Source organism: Pseudomonas sp. M5A4_2d, assembly GCF_053345295.1.
Genome location: NZ_JBKEZW010000002.1, coordinates 205,537 through 221,718, shown reverse-complemented (window position 1 = coordinate 221,718; position 16,182 = coordinate 205,537). Strand labels below are relative to the sequence as shown.

21 protein-coding genes are annotated in these 16,182 nt (G+C 61.4%); 17 read left to right on the top strand and 4 right to left on the bottom strand.

All coding sequences use genetic code 11. From position 1 onward, the window contains the following. The first annotated feature begins 330 nt into the window (after window positions 1-330). From ACLBW8_RS07965 to madM, 14 genes are all read left to right on the top strand, one after another. Window positions 331-570, top strand: a complete 240-nt coding sequence (locus ACLBW8_RS07965; RefSeq protein ID WP_447805118.1) for a hypothetical protein — start codon at window positions 331-333, stop codon at window positions 568-570. Window positions 571-691: 121 nt separating this feature from the next. Continuing rightward, complete coding sequence (locus ACLBW8_RS07960) at window positions 692-1,111, top strand: hypothetical protein (RefSeq protein WP_447805117.1); 420 nt, start codon at window positions 692-694, stop codon at window positions 1,109-1,111. A gap of 328 nt (window positions 1,112-1,439) precedes the next feature. Beyond that, window positions 1,440-1,688, top strand: a complete 249-nt coding sequence (locus ACLBW8_RS07955) for a DUF6124 family protein (protein ID WP_447805116.1) — start codon at window positions 1,440-1,442, stop codon at window positions 1,686-1,688. A gap of 285 nt (window positions 1,689-1,973) precedes the next feature. Beyond that, a complete protein-coding gene (locus ACLBW8_RS07950) occupies window positions 1,974-2,603 on the top strand; it encodes a nucleotidyltransferase domain-containing protein (RefSeq protein WP_447805115.1) in 630 nt (209 codons plus the stop codon). Continuing rightward, on the top strand, window positions 2,566-3,000 hold the full coding sequence (locus ACLBW8_RS07945) for a hypothetical protein (RefSeq protein WP_221295829.1): 435 nt from the start codon (window positions 2,566-2,568) through the stop codon (window positions 2,998-3,000). Before ACLBW8_RS07950 ends, ACLBW8_RS07945 begins: the two co-directional genes overlap by 38 nt. Before the next feature lie 259 nt (window positions 3,001-3,259). After that, window positions 3,260-4,930, top strand: coding sequence for a malonate decarboxylase subunit alpha (mdcA, locus tag ACLBW8_RS07940; protein ID WP_447805114.1), 1,671 nt, complete (start codon window positions 3,260-3,262; stop codon window positions 4,928-4,930). Continuing rightward, window positions 4,931-5,764, top strand: coding sequence for a triphosphoribosyl-dephospho-CoA synthase (locus ACLBW8_RS07935; RefSeq protein WP_447805113.1), 834 nt, complete (start codon window positions 4,931-4,933; stop codon window positions 5,762-5,764). Then, window positions 5,764-6,063 carry a malonate decarboxylase subunit delta gene (locus tag ACLBW8_RS07930; RefSeq protein WP_053258458.1) on the top strand — a complete coding sequence of 100 codons (300 nt, stop codon included), beginning with the start codon at window positions 5,764-5,766 and terminating at the stop codon, window positions 6,061-6,063. The genes ACLBW8_RS07935 and ACLBW8_RS07930 overlap by 1 nt, the downstream gene beginning before the upstream one ends. After that, window positions 6,056-6,898, top strand: a complete 843-nt coding sequence (locus ACLBW8_RS07925; protein ID WP_447805112.1) for a biotin-independent malonate decarboxylase subunit beta — start codon at window positions 6,056-6,058, stop codon at window positions 6,896-6,898. Before ACLBW8_RS07930 ends, ACLBW8_RS07925 begins: the two co-directional genes overlap by 8 nt. After that, window positions 6,895-7,665, top strand: a complete 771-nt coding sequence (mdcE, locus tag ACLBW8_RS07920) for a biotin-independent malonate decarboxylase subunit gamma (protein ID WP_447805111.1) — start codon at window positions 6,895-6,897, stop codon at window positions 7,663-7,665. The genes ACLBW8_RS07925 and mdcE overlap by 4 nt, the downstream gene beginning before the upstream one ends. After that, window positions 7,659-8,255, top strand: coding sequence for a malonate decarboxylase holo-ACP synthase (locus ACLBW8_RS07915; RefSeq protein ID WP_447805110.1), 597 nt, complete (start codon window positions 7,659-7,661; stop codon window positions 8,253-8,255). Before mdcE ends, ACLBW8_RS07915 begins: the two co-directional genes overlap by 7 nt. Next, window positions 8,252-9,151 carry a malonate decarboxylase subunit epsilon gene (gene mdcH, locus ACLBW8_RS07910; RefSeq protein WP_447805109.1) on the top strand — a complete coding sequence of 300 codons (900 nt, stop codon included), beginning with the start codon at window positions 8,252-8,254 and terminating at the stop codon, window positions 9,149-9,151. Before ACLBW8_RS07915 ends, mdcH begins: the two co-directional genes overlap by 4 nt. Window positions 9,152-9,218: 67 nt before the next feature. Then, window positions 9,219-9,632 carry a malonate transporter subunit MadL gene (gene madL / locus ACLBW8_RS07905; protein ID WP_064454526.1) on the top strand — a complete coding sequence of 138 codons (414 nt, stop codon included), beginning with the start codon at window positions 9,219-9,221 and terminating at the stop codon, window positions 9,630-9,632. A gap of 1 nt (window position 9,633) precedes the next feature. Beyond that, entirely contained in the window at window positions 9,634-10,398 is a 765-nt protein-coding gene (gene madM / locus ACLBW8_RS07900) for a malonate transporter subunit MadM (RefSeq protein ID WP_064454525.1), read from the top strand. Window positions 10,399-10,499: 101 nt separating this feature from the next. On the opposite strand, the gene ACLBW8_RS07895 is transcribed toward madM, so the two are convergent. The 3 genes from ACLBW8_RS07895 to ACLBW8_RS07885 are packed head-to-tail and all read right to left on the bottom strand — an operon-like array spanning window position 10,500 to window position 12,560. Continuing rightward, window positions 10,500-11,414 (bottom strand): LysR family transcriptional regulator, encoded by a 915-nt coding sequence (locus ACLBW8_RS07895; RefSeq protein WP_447805108.1) that lies wholly within the window; start codon window positions 11,412-11,414, stop codon window positions 10,500-10,502. A gap of 37 nt (window positions 11,415-11,451) precedes the next feature. Beyond that, window positions 11,452-11,994: a chromate transporter gene (locus ACLBW8_RS07890; RefSeq protein ID WP_064454523.1), complete on the bottom strand. Its 543-nt coding sequence runs from the start codon at window positions 11,992-11,994 to the stop codon at window positions 11,452-11,454. Beyond that, the gene (locus ACLBW8_RS07885; protein ID WP_407016319.1) at window positions 11,994-12,560 is read right to left on the bottom strand and encodes a chromate transporter; all 567 of its coding nucleotides are present in this window, start codon (window positions 12,558-12,560) and stop codon (window positions 11,994-11,996) included. Before ACLBW8_RS07885 ends, ACLBW8_RS07890 begins: the two co-directional genes overlap by 1 nt. Window positions 12,561-12,819: 259 nt before the next feature. On the opposite strand from ACLBW8_RS07885, the gene trhA reads away from it, so the two are divergent. Continuing rightward, window positions 12,820-13,437 carry a PAQR family membrane homeostasis protein TrhA gene (gene trhA, locus ACLBW8_RS07880; protein ID WP_064454521.1) on the top strand — a complete coding sequence of 206 codons (618 nt, stop codon included), beginning with the start codon at window positions 12,820-12,822 and terminating at the stop codon, window positions 13,435-13,437. A gap of 123 nt (window positions 13,438-13,560) precedes the next feature. On the opposite strand, the gene ACLBW8_RS07875 is transcribed toward trhA, so the two are convergent. Next, on the bottom strand, window positions 13,561-14,463 hold the full coding sequence (locus ACLBW8_RS07875) for a LysR family transcriptional regulator (protein WP_221295821.1): 903 nt from the start codon (window positions 14,461-14,463) through the stop codon (window positions 13,561-13,563). A 109-nt stretch (window positions 14,464-14,572) separates the two neighbouring features. Between ACLBW8_RS07875 and ACLBW8_RS07870 the strand changes: the two genes are divergently transcribed. Further along, a complete protein-coding gene (locus tag ACLBW8_RS07870) occupies window positions 14,573-15,814 on the top strand; it encodes a D-amino acid dehydrogenase (RefSeq protein WP_447805107.1) in 1,242 nt (413 codons plus the stop codon). A gap of 10 nt (window positions 15,815-15,824) precedes the next feature. Beyond that, the gene (locus ACLBW8_RS07865; RefSeq protein WP_447805106.1) at window positions 15,825-16,175 is read left to right on the top strand and encodes a RidA family protein; all 351 of its coding nucleotides are present in this window, start codon (window positions 15,825-15,827) and stop codon (window positions 16,173-16,175) included. The last annotated feature ends 7 nt before the right edge of the window (window positions 16,176-16,182 follow it).

Below are 16,182 nucleotides of genomic sequence, written 5' to 3'. Positions count from 1 at the left end.
CTTGTGAAGATCCACTGTGGGAGCTGGCTTGCCTGCGATAGCGGTTTGTCAGTCACTGCATCAATAACCGACCCACCGCAATCGCAGGCAAGCCAGCTCCCACACTGAATTGTGTTCAATCGCGCGTTAGGGTTTTCGTGACTAAAAAATTGTTGTTGATGATCGTACCTTTTCGCCATTTCGGATCGGCTAATGATGCGGGCTGACCGCTCACATGTCGGAATGGGATGGAGTTGCTGTAGGCGAGTTCTGCATTTGGATTAAGCGGGTTTTCAGGCCTGAGTGGAGTGGCTAGCTTCTGCGCTCCTCATTGCCTGCAAGGATCTGCAAATGGCCGTACCGTTAATGCCGCCCGGTGTTTCAATTTTTGAAAACATGGCGATATCTCGATGCAAACGCACTCATCTCAAGCCAGGCTCGGCATTCGCTTATTCTTGGTTTTATTCTCAGGTCAGGGCTGCTGGCCCATGGAACTACAAGAAGCGAGGGCGCGAGTATGAGGCTTTTGGTAACTTCAATTACAGCGCTACGGGTACGGTGCTGGGCATTCCCGAGCATGCGTTGTTGTGAGCTGCTGGTGTGGCTCAAACCGTCGCAAAAACCACCCTTCCGGATTTTGGAACAGGGTGGGGCGGTGAGCCTTTTGGTGATGACCCACGGGACCAATATTGGATAAGAAAAGGTATTGAATATGCAATTTCGCAAGGCCACTAAGCGCCTCATACCGTTTCTGCGTAATTGCCTGCTTGTGGTCTGCCTGATCTATATCGGCGGCAGTTGGATCCTGTCGCCCGGAACACCGGATCTGGATGAAGTGGTGTTGAAGCATTCATTGGGCAACGGCACCTCGATCTATGGTGCGCGAGACGGCCAGGGGGGTGCGACGGTGGGGTTTTCCTACAGATACTACGTCTATGAGGATTTGGGGAGTGATCAGGAAATACTCACCGCATTAGTGTCTGCATATCCTTTTCTGAAAACCAAAGAGCCCGATGTTCAAGTAAGTGATGAAGGCGGCGCGCTGCACCTGATCATTCAGGGAAAGGTGTATGAGTACCATAGCTATGGACTGGAGGGCTTGGGAACGGTCAAGGTGATGATGGCTTTGTGATGGGCCAGTCTTCAGATTTTTCCTGCAAGATTTCGGGCTGTGCATGAACTTGTTGTGGGTAGTGATGGCGGCTAGTCTTCGTTCGTCATCGAAAAAACGGTGACACGGACGTGCAAGTCCGGTTACATGTCGGCGCACCAACGCCCATAGCCATTCAACGGGCGTTTTTTATGCCTGCTGTATTTGTTATGGCGGCTGTGCGCGGGAGATCCCTTGGGGTCTGCCGGGGTCCGATATGCCCGGTCTTGCACACCTGCGCATGGCTGCCACCCTATTTCGCGTGCAAGCGGATGAGGGCAGCCTCCATCACATATCGGAGCTGTAAATCATGGCTAAACCTACTCCTAATCCACCCGCGTCCAATATCTTCACCGTAAACCCCCACCAGAACACCGAAGCCCTATTGGTCAACGCCAGCGAGACGCTGTCCTCGCTGAGTGCTATGACCTGCAACCTGGCCTTTGACCTGAATACTTCCCAGCGTGCAATCATGCTCGGCATTCAGCAAATGGCCGAGTTGGGCCAGTTGCTGGTCGATAGAGCACTGGAGCAGGTCAGCCCGGCGGCGGAAGGTTAAATCGGTCCCAAATAGGGGCTGGTCGTTCCTTGTTTAGGACCGCTACTTAACAGGCATCACCGAACACATGTGGGAGCGGGCTTGCTCGCGAATACGGTGGATCAGTTGTAGATGTGCTGACTGACCCACCGCATTCGCGAGCAAGCCCGCTCCCACATTTTGATCTTCATTCGGCTCGAATCCAGTATTTGCCGATTGATCGTTTCCTATACCCCAACCGCTTAAACTTGATCGTTCCCAAAAAGGGACCTATCGTTCCCCTTTTGGGACTCTTTGGCCGCCGCCATGCAAACCTTGCCGCTCAGCACTGCGCTCTTCACCGTCACCCAGCAAAAAGTGCTGGGCCTGCTTTTTGGCAAGCCCGATCAAAGTTTCTTCACCAACGAAATAGCCCGCTGGGCCCAAGTGGGCAAGGGCAGCCTCACCCGCGAACTTGAGCGGTTGCAGTTGGCGGGCATCTTGAGCATGACGCGCCAAGGCAACCAGACCCACTACCAAGCCAATCCCCAGTGCCCGATTTACTCGGAGTTGTTGGCCATCGTGCGCAAGACGCTGAGCCTGGACGAACCCTTGCGCAATGCATTGGCGCCTTTCGCCGAGCAACTGACGTGGGCGTTTATCTACGGCTCCATCGCCAAGGGCGAGGCGCACTCATCCAGTGACATAGACCTGATGCTGATAGGTGAAAGCCTCAACTACAGTGAAGTCATGGAGCAGCTCATGCCGCTGGAAGAGCAACTGGGCCGCACCATCAACCCGACGCTTTACACCCTCGAAGACTGGATCGGCAAATGGAATGCCAGGAACAGTTTTGTGCAGCGGGTCGTGCAGCAGGACAAGATCAATCTGATGGGGGGCAACCCCCTGGAATCCACGGATGGACAGCAAGGCAAACCTGGAGAACCTGCAACGTAGCGGTGGCTTGAAGGCAGAGCCGCCGGATCGCAAGGAGTGTGATGGACTGATGCGCTCGGCCCGGGACCGATTAAGGGATGCGGGCAACCCACTGTTGTCGTTCGCCAGTCGTTTCGACCTGGCATACAACGCTGCTCACGCCATCGCGCTCTCGGCCTTGCGTTTGCAAGGCTATCGTTCTGACAAACGCTATTTGGTCTTTCAATGTCTGATTCACTCCGCCGACGCGAACAAGGTGCAGGTGAGGTTATTAGCGCTGTGTCATGAGCGCCGAAACCTGGCGGAGTACGAAGGGTATATGGATGAGGATGAGGCGCTGCTGGGGCAGTTGATGGATGGCGCGATAACACTGCTGAATAAAGTGGAAGACGTGTTGGCTGTCCATCAGTGGCAATGACGTGACTCTTCTGAACACCACCGAACAAATGTGGGAGGGGCTTGCTCGCGAATGCAGGGTGTCAGTCGGTACATGTGTAACTGACCCACCGCATTCGCGAGCAAGCCCGCTCCTACATTTTTAATCTTCAGTCGGCTCGAACTCAGCGTTTGCTGATGATCCGTTACTCCAGCCGTAACGATCCGCCGTTGGGCTTGATTGATGCCCCCCGGATTCACTCCTAAGGTAAGCCCACGACAGCAAACCCCGTGGAGCGACCATGACAGCAACCATCACCCCCGACTCGCGCTGGACGCGGCGGCGCGACGAGAAGCAGCGGCGCCTCGGGTTGGTCAAACAATACGCAGACGGGGCGGTGCTGCCCAGCGACAAGATCGTCGAGGCTCTCGAAGCCCTGATCCTGCCTGGCGACCGCGTGGTGCTGGAGGGCAACAACCAGAAGCAAGCCGATTTCCTCTCGCGTTCCCTGGCCAAGGCCGACCCGGCCAAGCTCCACGATTTGCACATGATCATGCCCAGCGTCGGCCGCTCCGAGCACCTCGACCTGTTTGAAAAGGGCATCGCGCGCAAGCTCGACTTCTCCTTCGCCGGCACCCAATCCCTGCGCATCAGCCAGTTGCTCGAAGACGGCCTGCTGGAAATCGGCGCGATCCACACGTATATCGAACTCTACGCACGGCTGGTGGTGGACCTGATCCCCAACGTCGTGCTCTCGGCCGGTTTCATGGCCGACCGCGCCGGCAATATCTACACCGGCGCAAGCACCGAAGACACCCCGGCGCTGATCGAACCCGCCGCGTTCAGTGATGGCATCGTCATCGTGCAGGTCAACCAGTTGGTGGACGACGTGACCGACTTGCCGCGCGTCGACATCCCCGCCAGCTGGGTGGATTTTGTGGTGGTGGCCGACAAGCCGTTCTACATAGAGCCGCTGTTCACCCGCGACCCGCGCCACATTAAGCCGGTGCATGTGCTGATGGCGATGATGGCGATCCGTGGCATCTACGAAAAACACAATGTGCAGTCGCTCAACCATGGCATCGGTTTCAACACGGCCGCCATCGAGCTGATCCTGCCCACCTACGGCGAGTCCCTCGGTCTTAAGGGCAAAATCTGCCGCAACTGGACCCTCAACCCACACCCAACCCTGATCCCCGCCATCGAAAGCGGCTGGGTCGAAAGCGTGCATTGCTTCGGCACCGAGTTGGGCATGGAAAACTACATCGCCGCACGGCCGGATGTGTTCTTCACCGGCCGCGACGGCTCGATGCGCTCCAACCGTATGTTCTGCCAACTGGCCGGCCAGTACGCGGTGGACCTGTTTATCGGCGCCACCCTGCAAGTGGACGGCGACGGGCATTCCTCCACCGTGACCCGTGGCCGCCTGGCAGGTTTTGGTGGCGCGCCGAACATGGGCCACGACCCGCGTGGTCGTCGCCATGGCACCCCGGCCTGGCTGGATATGCGCCACGACGACGCGCCGGAGGCTTTGCTCGAACGCGGCAAAAAACTCGTGGTGCAAATGGTCGAGACCTTCCAGGAAGGCGGCAAACCTACCTTCGTCGAAACCCTCGACGCGGTGGAAGTCGCGCGCAAAAGCGGCATGCCCCTGGCGCCGATCATGATCTACGGCGACGACGTCACCCACCTGCTCACCGAAGAAGGCATCGCCTACCTGTACAAGGCGCGCTCCCTGGAAGAGCGTCAGGCGATGATCGCCGCTGTCGCCGGCGTCACCGCTATCGGCATGCGCCACAACCCCAAGGACACCGCGCGCATGCGCCGCGAAGGCTTGATCGCGTTGCCCGAAGACCTCGGCATCCGCCGCACCGACGCCACCCGCGAACTGTTGGCCGCCAAGAGCGTGGCCGACTTGGTGGAATGGTCCGGTGGCTTGTACAACCCGCCCGCCAAGTTCAGGAGCTGGTAAATGCGCGCCCTCAAACTGCATGAACTGAGCCTCGCCGATCGCCTGGCGGACATGGCCGTCGACGCGCTGATCGATGAGGCGGACTTGTCGCCAAAACCCGCTTTGGTCGACCGCCGCGGCAATGGCGCCCATCGCGATTTACACCTGGGCCTGATGCACGCGTCGGCGCTGTCGCTGTGGCCGATGTTCAAGGCGATGGCTGAAGCCGCGCTTGAATTCGGTGAAGTCGGTTTGCCCCTGCGCGAAGCCCTCGGGCGGATTGGTCGCGAAGGTGAGCAAGCCATGCTCACCACCACCAACGGCGTGAACACCCATCGCGGCGCGATCTGGGCACTCGGTTTGCTTACCGCAGCGGCGGCTCTGGAACCACGCGCCATCACGCTGAATGCGGCCAGGCTGGCCTTGCTCAATGACCGCTACGCGCCCCAACCGCTGAGCCATGGCGCCCAAGTCGCCCAACGCTACGGCGCACGCGGTGCCCGTGAAGAAGCACAATTGGGCTTCCCTTCGGTTGTACAACGCGGCCTGCCGCAATTGCACAAAAGCCGTCAGCAAAATGTCGGCGAACAGAACGCCCGCCTGGACGCCTTGCTCGCCATCATGACCGACCTGGCCGATACCTGCGTGCTCTACCGCGCAGGCACCGAGGGCCTCAACGCCATGCACCACGGCGCCCAGGCTGTGCTGGATGCAGGTGGCAGCGCAACCCTCGCCGGCCGCCGCCAACTGCACGAACTCGACCAGCAATTACTGGCCCTGAATGCCTCCCCCGGCGGCGCCGCCGACCTGTTGGCCGCCTGCCTGTTTATCGACCGCCTCGACGGAGCGTTGTGATGGAAACCTTATCCTTTGAATTCCCCGCCGGGCAGCCGCCAACAGGCCGTGCGCTGGTGGGTTGCGTCGGCTCCGGTGACCTTGAAGTGCTGCTGGAACCGGGCACGCCGGGCACGCTGACTATTCAGGTGCAGACCTCGGTAAATGGCGCCGAACAACGCTGGCAACATCTGTTTGAGCGGATCTTCCAGGAACAGATGCCACCAGCCTTGAAGATTGATATCCACGATTTCGGCGCCACCCCCGGCGTGGTGCGCTTGCGCCTGGAGCAGGGTTTCGAGGAGATCGGCCATGACTGACTTGCTCAGCAAACACAGCTTTGTCGAACTCGGTGCACGGCAGCGGGCCAAGGCCTTGTTGGACACCGGCACTTACCGCGAGCTGATCGATCCGTTCCAGCGCGTGATGTCACCGTGGCTCAGCCGCCAAGGCGTGGTGCCCCAGGCCGATGACGGTGTGGTGATCGCCAAGGGCAGCATTGCCGGATTGCCGGTGGTGGTTGCGGCTATCGAAGGCAACTTCCAGGGCGGCAGCCTCGGTGAGGTCGGCGGCGCGAAAATCGCCGGCGCCCTGGAACTGGCGGCTGAAGACAACCGCAAGGGCATCCCGACCCGCGCCGTGCTGCTGCTGGAAACCGGCGGCGTACGCCTGCAGGAAGCCAACCTCGGGCTTGCTGCAATTGCCGATATCCACGCGGCGATTGTCGACTTGCGCCAGTACCAGCCGGTGATCGGCGTGGTGGCGGGCAGCGTCGGTTGCTTTGGCGGCATGTCCATTGCTGCCGGGTTGTGCAGCTACCTCGTCGTCACCCGTGAAGCACGCCTGGGCCTGAATGGCCCGCAGGTGATCGAGCAGGAAGCAGGCCTGGAAGAATACGACTCCCGCGACCGCCCCTTTATCTGGAGCCTGACGGGCGGCGAGCAACGCTTTAACAGCGGTTTGGCCGACCGTTATGTGGCGGACGATGTGGCGCAGATCCAGCAGACCGTCACCGCGCTGTTGCAACAAGGCTTGCCTGCACAACAACGCAGCCGCCGCGCCGATTTCTACCTGACACGCCTGGCCGAACTGGACGCTGCGCCGCAAATCGACGCGGCCACGGTGCGCGACCTGTATCAAGGAGACCGCTCATGAGAGGGTTGCAGTGGTTCAACGCATTGAGCAACGGCGCCACGCCCGTGGAAGGTTTACCGGCCTCGCTGAAAGTCGCCGACGGCGTGTTGGGTGAACACGCGGTGCGTTTCATCGCCGTGGTCACCGATGCACAAAACCGCTTCCCGCGCGCGCGCAACGGCGAAGTCGGCCTGCTCGAAGGCTGGGGCCTGGCCAAGGCCGTGGACGACGCCATCGCCCGTGGCGACAAGCGCCCCATCATCGCCATCGTCGATGTGCCCAGCCAAGCTTACGGCCGTCGCGAAGAAGCCCTCGGCATCCATCAAGCGCTGGCCGCCGCCGCCGACAGCTACGCCCGCGCCCGGCTGGCCGGGCACCCGGTGATTGCACTGCTGGTGGGTAAGGCCATGTCCGGCGCGTTCCTCGCCCACGGCTACCAGGCCAACCGCCTGATCGCCTTGCGTGACCCCGGCGTGATGGTGCACGCCATGGGCAAAGCCTCGGCGGCGCGGGTGACCCTGCGCAGCGTCGAAGAATTGGAAGCCCTGGCCGCCAGCGTGCCGCCGATGGCCTATGACATCGACAGTTATGCCAGCCTCGGTTTGCTCTGGGAAACCTTGTCGGTCAGCCAGATTGAACAGCCCACGGCGGACGATGTGGTGCGGGTCAGCGATTGCCTGCTGCACGCGATCCACGATATCGAAGGCCCTGATTTAAAAGGGCGGCTGGGCGCCACTAATCGCGCCGCCTCCAGCCACGTGCGCCAGCTGCTGCGGGAGCAATGGTGAACGCCCACGATTTGCTCTGGGGCATGACCCCGGCGCATTTGCCCGCCGATGCGCCGGCGTGGGCGGTGGACGCCGTTGGCGCCGGCCATCCGGTGGTGGTGCGTCGCGCCATTGCTGAGCCGGGCTATGTGGCGGTCGGCGTGCGCGGGCAACGGCGCGAGCAGCGTTTTGCGACCGTGATGCCTCTCGCAGCCGTGCAACGGCGAGTGACGCCCCAAGCCCTGCGCGGCGTGATCTCGCCACGGGATTTACCGGCGTTGCGCGCACTTGATCAACTGCGGCCGTTGTTGGCACAGCAAGATTGGGGCGTGAGCGGCAGTGCCGGCTTTGAATTGGCAAGCGGTATCGAGGCGTTGCATGCCCTGAGCGATCTGGATTTGATTCTGCGCACGCCCCAGCCGCTTGATCGCAATGACGCCCAAACGTTGCTGGCGCAATTGGACACGGCGCCGTGTGCCGTGGACCTGCAACTGCAAACCCCGTTTGGCGCCGTCGCCTTGCGCGAATGGGCCGGTGGTTCACGCCGTGTGCTGCTGAAAACCACCGGCGGCGCGCACCTGGTGATTGACCCGTGGCAGGCCGTGGCATGAGCAGCCTTCTGGTGTTTCCGGGGCAGGGCGCCCAACGCACGGGCATGCTCCAGGCGCTGCCGGCCGCCGTGCTGGAAGAAGCCAGTGACGCCTTGGGTGAAGACGTTCGCCTGCTCGACTCGGCGCAAGCCTTGGCGAACACGCGCGCCGTTCAGTTATGCCTGCTGATCACCGGTGTTGCCCATGCCCGCCAGTTGCACCACACACCCGACTACGTGGCGGGCCTGTCCATCGGCGCCTATCCGGCAGCGGTGATCGCAGGTGCCCTGGACTTCGCCGACGGGGTAAAACTGGTCAGCCTGCGCGGCGAACTGATGCAAAACGCTTATCCACAGGGCTACGGCATGACCGCGCTGATCGGCCCGGAGTTATCCACCGTCGAAACCTTGCTGGCCGATATCCACAGCGCAAAAACGCCGGTGTATTTGGCCAACATCAACGCCGATAACCAAACCGTCATCGCTGGCAGCGACGCGGCGATGAAGCGGGTTGCCGAACGCATCAAAGGCAACGGCGTCGCCAAGCGCCTGGCCGTCAGCGTGCCGTCCCATTGCGCGCTGCTGGAAGAACCTGCCCAGGCACTGGCCCAAGCCTTCGTCACGCTCAAGGCTCCGCGCATTACCTACCTGAGCAGCACTCGCGCGCGGCCAATCCATAACCCGGAACAACTGCGCGACGACCTCGCCTTCAACATGTGCCGCGTCGTCGACTGGCGTGGCACCGTGCAAAGCGCCTACGAGCGCGGCGTGCGCCTGCAAATCGAACTGCCCCCGGGCGCCGTGCTCACCGGCCTGTCACGCCGTGTGTTTGAACAAGGCACGGTGATCGCCTGTGAAGGCGCACGCCTGGACACCTTGCAGGCCCTGCTGCAAGAGGAGGAGCGCCGCCACCGATAAAGCACCACCCAAGGCTTTCGAAGCACAAAAACAACAATTTCGATCGAGCACTTTGAGGACAACAACGATGATTATCTACGGTGTGGCATTGCTGGCGATCTGCACGCTCGCGGGCGTGATCATGGGTGACATGCTGGGCGTGTTGCTCGGCGTCAAATCCAACGTGGGCGGGGTGGGCATCGCGATGATCCTGCTGATCTGCGCGCGGTTGTGGATGCAAAAACGCGGCGGCATGACCAAGGATTGTGAGATGGGCGTCGGCTTCTGGGGGGCCATGTACATCCCCGTGGTTGTCGCGATGGCCGCGCAACAAAACGTCGTCACCGCCCTGCACGGCGGCCCGGTCGCGGTGCTCGCGGCGATTGGTTCTGTGGTCGTTTGTGGCTGCACCATCGCGCTGATCAGCCGCACCCACAAGGGCGAACCCTTGCCCGATGAAGAGCCGCTGATTACGCCGACACCTGTCGTGGGAGGCCGCTGATATGTGGGCACTTATCGAAAAAGGCCTGGAGAATAACGGCCTGGTCACCGCCTTTGCGTTCGTTGGCGTGGTGATGTGGATTTCCGTGGTGCTGTCCAAGCGCCTGACCTTCGGGCGCATTCATGGCTCGGCGATTGCCATTGTTATCGGCCTTGTATTGGCCTGGGTGGGCGGCACGCTTACCGGCGGGCAAAAAGGCCTGGCCGACGTGGCGCTGTTCTCCGGTATCGGTTTGATGGGCGGCGCGATGCTGCGCGACTTTGCGATTGTCGCCACGGCCTTTGAAGTACAAGCCACTGAGGCGCGCAAAGCCGGGTTGATCGGTGTGATTGCCTTGCTGCTTGGCACGATCCTGCCGTTTATCGTCGGAGCAAGCATGGCGTGGGCGTTTGGATATCGCGATGCGATCAGTATGACCACCATTGGCGCGGGTGCCGTGACTTACATCGTTGGGCCTGTGACCGGTGCGGCAATTGGCGCGACGTCGGATGTGATGGCGTTGTCGATTGCCACCGGCTTGATCAAGGCGATCCTGGTGATGGTCGGCACGCCCGTCGCGGCGCGTTGGATGGGCCTGGACAACCCGCGCTCGGCGATGGTGTTTGGTGGGTTGGCCGGGACGGTCAGCGGTGTGACCGCAGGCTTGGCGGCGACGGATCGGCGGTTGGTGCCGTATGGCGCGTTGACGGCCACGTTCCATACCGGGCTTGGGTGCTTGCTTGGGCCTTCGTTGCTCTACTTCATCGTGCGTGGGTTGGTCGGCTGATTTTGGTGGCTGTAAGGGCCTCATCGCGGGCAAGCCCGCTCCCACATTTTGCTCTGTGAATACATTCAAATGTGGGAGCTGGCTTGCCTGCGATGGCGGTCTCAAGCCTGCCGATTGGCATACATCCGGCACTCCGCCAACAAGGCCAGCAAGTTCGGGTCGCGCTCCTTGGCCTTCAGAAACATCACACCAATATGCTGCTGCATTCGATACCTGGGTTGCAGCGGTATGAGCTTCACACGGTTCTCATACACCGCCGCAATCCGCCCCGGCAGCAGTGCATAACCCACGCCTGAGCTGACCATGCTCAACAGGGTGAAGATGTCATTCACCTGCATGGCCACCTTCGGCTCAAACCCTGCCTGCTTGAACACTCGGTTGCCATCCTGATGCGTGGCGAAGCCTTGGGTGAGGGTGATGAACGTGGCGTCGCGCACGTCGGCGAGGTCGATTTCCTGCTCGCGGTCGAACGGTGAATCGGCCGGGGTGGCGAGGAAGATGTCATCGCAGAACAGCGCTATCTGCGCGCAGTCAGGGTCGTTGGCGTGTTCGTCGAGGGAGATGAGGATCGCGTCTACTTCCATGTTTTTAAGCTTGTAGAGCAGGTCGAAGTTGGAGCCCAGGATCAGGTCGATATTCAGTTCACTGCGGCGGATTTTCAGGCCCATGATCAGCTGCGGCACGGTCTTGACCGTTAGCGAATACAGCGAGCCGAGCTTGAAGCGTTCGGCGGAGAAGCCGGCGGCTTCGCGGGTCAGGCGCACGCTGTCGACCACGTCGGCCACCAGTTTTTGCGCGCGCTCTTCCAGCACATAGGCGCTTTCCAGCGGGGTGAGGTTGCGCCCTTCGTGTTTGAACAGCGGGCAGCGCAGGGCGTTTTCCAGCGAGTGGATGGCGCGGTGCACGCTGACGTTGCTGGTTTGCAGCTCGGCGGCGGCGCGGGCCAGGTTGCCGGTGCGCATGAACGCCAGGAAGATTTCCAACTTCTTGAGGGTGAATTCTTCGTCGATCAGCATGGCCGTGGCTCGGGTTCGAATGCCGTCGATTGTGCCCCTAAAACCAGCCCGCTCCCAGCCATGAACTGCACAGCCCCAGCACCACGCCGAGGATGATCAGCCAGATCGCGTTCAGCCGCGTGTAATACACCACGGCGGCGCTGGCCAGGGTCAGCACCAGGCTGGTCGCGTTGTTTTCCAGGCTGTTCATCAGGATGTAGGTGGAAGCGAGGATCAGGCCAATGGAGAGCGGTAGCAGGCTGCGTTTGACGCGCTGCACCCACGGCGTCCGGGTGTGCCGCTCCAGCCAGCCGGCGCCGACGTAGGTCAGCACCGAGCAAGGCACCAGTTTGGCGGTCAACGCCACCAGTGCGCCGGGCAGGCCCGCCGCCTGCTGGCCGATAAACACCAGAAACATGCCGTTTGGCCCCGGCAGTGCCTGGGAGAGGGCGAAGAACGCGACGAATTGTGCATCGGTGATCCAGCGCATATCGGTGACGGTATAGCGGTGGATATCACTGATGGCTACGGTATTGCCGCCAATCGACATCAGCGACCACAGCGCGCATTGAATCATCAGGTGCAGCAGGACGGTTTGCATCAGCCGGCCCCCGTGTTCGAGCGGATAAAGCTCAAGGCCAGGGAGCTGGGGATGCCAATCAGCAGCACCATCCACAGCGGCAATACGAAGATCGCCATCAAGACGAAGGTCAACACAAAGGCGCTGTAGTTGGCGATCGTCCTGGGCATGGCCTTGAGCAGGCGCAGGGTGGTGCCGAGCATCAGGCCGGTGGCAATCGGCATGACGGCGCCGAAGATCTGCTGCACCACGTCATTGCTCCACCACTTGGCATAGGCGAAACCGGCGAGCACGGTGATCAACGAGGGGAACAGGTACAGCCCGCACACGGTCACAATTGCACCCGGCAAGCCATGCAGGCGCCGGCCGTAGATGATGCCGACGTTGGCGATATTGGGCCCGGGGAAGAATTGCCCGGTGGTCAGCAGCTCATTGAAGCCTTGCTCGCTGACCCAGCGGCGCTGGTCAACCATCATCTGCCGTGCCCACGGCATTACGCCGCCAAAGCCGAACAGGCCGACCATGGCAAAGTTGTAAAACAACTGCCATAGGCTGGGATGAGGCGGCGCGGGTTCAAGCTCGGGCACGGGGATTACCGATAGGGTGCTTTTATGGGGCGCTGGCTTGGCGGATCGCCGCATCGCTGCGACAGCGGTGTGTCAGCCAATACTCAGTGGCTGACAGGTCCTCATCGCAGGCGAGCCAGCGTCCACAGGATGAAGCGAATCATCTATCGGCGGGTGCGTTTGGGCAAATGAAGAAAGGTTGTTACCTGCCAAGCCGCCCGGAGCGTCAGAGTGCATAGTGTAAAACCATGCGGTAACGGTTATTCGAGGTAAGTGACACATGTATCACGGGGAACGATTCAACGCGTGGAGCCATTTGGTCGGGGCGGTTGCAGCTTTTGTCGGCGCAGTATGGATGTTGGTGGTGGCGAGCCTGGACGGCAGCCCCTGGAAGATCGTCAGCGTAGCGATTTATGGCTTTACGTTGCTGGTGCTGTACAGCGCCTCCACCGTGTATCACAGCGTGCAGGGGCGACGAAAAGCGATCATGCAGAAGGTCGACCACTTTTCGATCTACTTGCTGATCGCCGGCAGTTACACGCCGTTCTGCCTGGTGACGCTACGTGGGCCGTGGGGTTGGACGCTGTTTGGGATCGTGTGGGGGCTGGCCGTGATCGGCATCCTGCAAGAGATCAAGCCACGCTCCGAGGCGCGGATTCTATCGATTGTGATCTACGCGGTGATGGGCTGGATCGTGCTGGTGGCCGTCAAACCGTTGATGGCTGCGCTGGGCACGGCGGGGTTTGTCTGGCTGGCCTCGGGCGGGGTGTTGTACACCGTCGGCATCATCTTTTTTGCCCTGGAGGATCGCCTGCGCCATTCCCATGGGATCTGGCATTTGTTTGTGATCGGCGGCAGCCTGCTGCACTTCGTGGCGATCATGCACTACGTGCTGTAACAGGCGACGCGGTTAAAAAATGTGGGAGCGGGCTTGCTCGCGAAGGCAGTGTGGCAGTTGATAAATAGGCTAACTGATCCACCGCATTCGCGAGCAAGCCCACACATTAGATCGGTAGTGTTCTCACAAGCGTTCGAGCAGTTCACGCGCGCGTTTGCCGAAGATCTGCAGCAGGTTCGCCAGCATATGCGGCGGCGGCTCGTCAGCACGGGTCAGGGCGTACAGGGTGATCGGCAGCGGCGGTGTGAGCGTGCGGATGCAGGTGGTGGCCGTTGAGGCGCCCAAGGCTGTGAACGGGTCGATTACCGTCAACCCGGCGCCTGACTCGACCATGGCGCGCGCCAGGGAGTAGGTTTGTACGGCGATCGTCACCCGAGGCGCTGGGTCGATGTTTTCCAGGTAGCTGTCGAGTTTTGCCGCCAACGGATCAGCACTGGACAGCCCAATCAGCGGCGCACCCGCGAGCGCTGCCAGCGGCAATGGCTTGCTCATCTCGGCGTCTGGCCAATAACCCTTGGAGGCCAATGCCACCAACACCCCATTGGCCAGCACTTGCGTGGTCAAACCGGGATGGCCGGAGAAGTTGAGCGTCAGCGCCAGGTCGATCTCGCGCATCAACAGCTTCTGCACCAATTCGCGGCTATGGTCGCTGGACAGCTCGCAGGCGATGGTCGGGTAGTCGCGCGTCCATTCCAGAATCGCTGGCGGCAGCAGCGACAAGGCCAACGCCGGAATGGCACCAATGCGCACGCTTTGCCCAGGCTCACGGCGCAAGCTCTTGGCCAGGCGTCGCACACCTTGCAGGCTCTCGGTGACTTTCTCGACTTCGCTTTCCAGCGCCAGGGCTTCCGGGGTGGGCAGCAATTTGCCGCGCACCCGCAGAAACAGCGGGAAGCCCAGCTGCAACTCGGCGTGCTGCAGCACCTTGGTCACCGCCGGTTGCGAGACGTGCAGCAACTGCGCGGCGGCACTGACAGAGCCGGTCTGGCGGATGGCCTGGAAAATTTCGATGTGACGCAAGCGCATGGCACGTCCATAACCTTTGTTTATAGGTGGCCCATCTTTATTCATTGTCGGTGGCCTGTCACCTGGCCCTACGCTTGAGCCCAAGTTAATTCAAGAGCGGGTGGCGGGAATGGCCAAGCGGGTTTGCATCATTGGCGGTGGCGTCATCGGGTTAGCGAGTGCTTACGCCCTGGTGCGTGCAGGCCATGAGGTGACGGTGATTGAAGCGCGCGACACCTTGGGCAGCGAGACCAGTTTCGCCAACGGTGGGCAACTGTCCTACCGCTATGTGGCGCCGCTGGCCGACGCCGGCGTACCGCTGCAAGCCATTGGCTGGCTGTTGCGCAGTGACTCGCCGCTAACGCTGCGCCCCCGGCTCGATCCCCAGCAATGGCGCTGGATGGCGGCCTTTATCGGCGCCTGCCGTGGCTCGGTGAATAAACGCAATGCCGCCCACCTGCTGCGCCTGGCGTCCTTGAGCCAGACCACCTTGGAGCAATGGCGAGAAGCTGACCGCCTCGACGGCTTCGACTGGCGGCGCAACGGCAAACTGGTGACCTTTCGCAGCGCGGGCACCTTTGAGCATGCGCGCAGCAAGGTCACCGATACCTTGCAACAGCAAGTGTTGTCGGCCGCCGATTGCGCACGCCTGGACCCGGCGTTGGCGAGCGGTGGTTTTGTCGGTGGCATCTATACGCCCAGCGAAGAGGTTGCTGATTGCCATGCCTTTTGCCGGCGGCTCGCGGCGCGGCTTGAGGCCTCGGGACGCTGCACTTTTTTGCTCGGGAAGAAAGTCACTGGCCTGCGTCACGCCGACGGCGTGGTGCAGGCCGTCGTGCTGGGCGATGACGTGATGCCGGTCGAGCAGCTGGTGCTGGCGGCCGGGCATCGCAGTGCTGAATTGGCCTTGCCTGGGTTGTCGCTGCCGCTTTACCCGCTAAAGGGCTACAGCCTGAGCGTGCCGATTGGCGCGCAGCATCAGGCGCCGAATGTGAGCATCACCGACTATGACCGCAAGATCGTCTACGCGCGCATCGGCCAGCAGCTGCGGGTGGCGGCCATGGTCGATATCGTCGGCTTTGATGCGCGCCTTGAGCCAAAGCGCCTGGCACTGATGAAGCGCCAGGCACTCGAGACGTTTCCCCGTGCTGGCGATTACACCCGCGCCGTCGAGTGGGCCGGTATGCGCCCCGCCACGCCGACCGGGGTGCCGCTGATCGGCGCCAGTGCGTACCGCAACCTGTGGCTGAACCTGGGCCACGGCGCGCTCGGTTTTACCCTGGCCTGCGGCAGCGGCCAACTGCTCGCCGAGCTGATCGGCCAGCAGGTTCCTTCCATTGATATGCAGGGCCTGGCGCCCAGCGCCGCTTGAGGATAAAGCCATGACCATCAACCGAATCAACAGCAACGAACGCCTCTCGGGTGCCGTCACCTTCAAGGACCTGGTGTTCCTTTCGGGCCAGGTGCCGGGTGAAGGTCAGGAGGTGGCCACGCAAACCCGCGAGGTGTTGGCCAGGATCGATGCATTACTGGCGCAGGCGGGCAGCGACAAGGACCACCTGCTCAACGCAACGATTTACCTGAAAGACATCGGCGCCGGTTTTGCACCGATGAATCAAGTGTGGTCGGCGTGGCTGTCACCGGGCATGGCGCCGACGCGCACCACCGTGCAGGCGGAACTGGCGCGTCCGACTGTGCTGGTGGAAATCAGCGTGATTGCTGTACGTAAATAACCGCAAG

What these genes read in the sequence shown, in the direction of transcription:
- ACLBW8_RS07965 (WP_447805118.1), top strand. Translation starts at nt 331, where the DNA reads ATGGCCGTACCGTTAATGCCGCCCGGTGTTTCAATTTTTGAAAACATG.
- ACLBW8_RS07960 (WP_447805117.1), top strand. Translation starts at nt 692, where the DNA reads ATGCAATTTCGCAAGGCCACTAAGCGCCTCATACCGTTTCTGCGTAAT.
- ACLBW8_RS07955 (WP_447805116.1), top strand. Translation starts at nt 1,440, where the DNA reads ATGGCTAAACCTACTCCTAATCCACCCGCGTCCAATATCTTCACCGTA.
- ACLBW8_RS07950 (WP_447805115.1), top strand. Translation starts at nt 1,974, where the DNA reads ATGCAAACCTTGCCGCTCAGCACTGCGCTCTTCACCGTCACCCAGCAA.
- ACLBW8_RS07945 (WP_221295829.1), top strand. Translation starts at nt 2,566, where the DNA reads ATGGACAGCAAGGCAAACCTGGAGAACCTGCAACGTAGCGGTGGCTTG.
- mdcA (WP_447805114.1), top strand. Translation starts at nt 3,260, where the DNA reads ATGACAGCAACCATCACCCCCGACTCGCGCTGGACGCGGCGGCGCGAC.
- ACLBW8_RS07935 (WP_447805113.1), top strand. Translation starts at nt 4,931, where the DNA reads ATGCGCGCCCTCAAACTGCATGAACTGAGCCTCGCCGATCGCCTGGCG.
- ACLBW8_RS07930 (WP_053258458.1), top strand. Translation starts at nt 5,764, where the DNA reads ATGGAAACCTTATCCTTTGAATTCCCCGCCGGGCAGCCGCCAACAGGC.
- ACLBW8_RS07925 (WP_447805112.1), top strand. Translation starts at nt 6,056, where the DNA reads ATGACTGACTTGCTCAGCAAACACAGCTTTGTCGAACTCGGTGCACGG.
- mdcE (WP_447805111.1), top strand. Translation starts at nt 6,895, where the DNA reads ATGAGAGGGTTGCAGTGGTTCAACGCATTGAGCAACGGCGCCACGCCC.
- ACLBW8_RS07915 (WP_447805110.1), top strand. Translation starts at nt 7,659, where the DNA reads ATGGTGAACGCCCACGATTTGCTCTGGGGCATGACCCCGGCGCATTTG.
- mdcH (WP_447805109.1), top strand. Translation starts at nt 8,252, where the DNA reads ATGAGCAGCCTTCTGGTGTTTCCGGGGCAGGGCGCCCAACGCACGGGC.
- madL (WP_064454526.1), top strand. Translation starts at nt 9,219, where the DNA reads ATGATTATCTACGGTGTGGCATTGCTGGCGATCTGCACGCTCGCGGGC.
- madM (WP_064454525.1), top strand. Translation starts at nt 9,634, where the DNA reads ATGTGGGCACTTATCGAAAAAGGCCTGGAGAATAACGGCCTGGTCACC.
- ACLBW8_RS07895 (WP_447805108.1), bottom strand. Translation starts at nt 11,414, where the DNA reads ATGCTGATCGACGAAGAATTCACCCTCAAGAAGTTGGAAATCTTCCTG.
- ACLBW8_RS07890 (WP_064454523.1), bottom strand. Translation starts at nt 11,994, where the DNA reads ATGCAAACCGTCCTGCTGCACCTGATGATTCAATGCGCGCTGTGGTCG.
- trhA (WP_064454521.1), top strand. Translation starts at nt 12,820, where the DNA reads ATGTATCACGGGGAACGATTCAACGCGTGGAGCCATTTGGTCGGGGCG.
- ACLBW8_RS07875 (WP_221295821.1), bottom strand. Translation starts at nt 14,463, where the DNA reads ATGCGCTTGCGTCACATCGAAATTTTCCAGGCCATCCGCCAGACCGGC.
- ACLBW8_RS07870 (WP_447805107.1), top strand. Translation starts at nt 14,573, where the DNA reads ATGGCCAAGCGGGTTTGCATCATTGGCGGTGGCGTCATCGGGTTAGCG.
- ACLBW8_RS07865 (WP_447805106.1), top strand. Translation starts at nt 15,825, where the DNA reads ATGACCATCAACCGAATCAACAGCAACGAACGCCTCTCGGGTGCCGTC.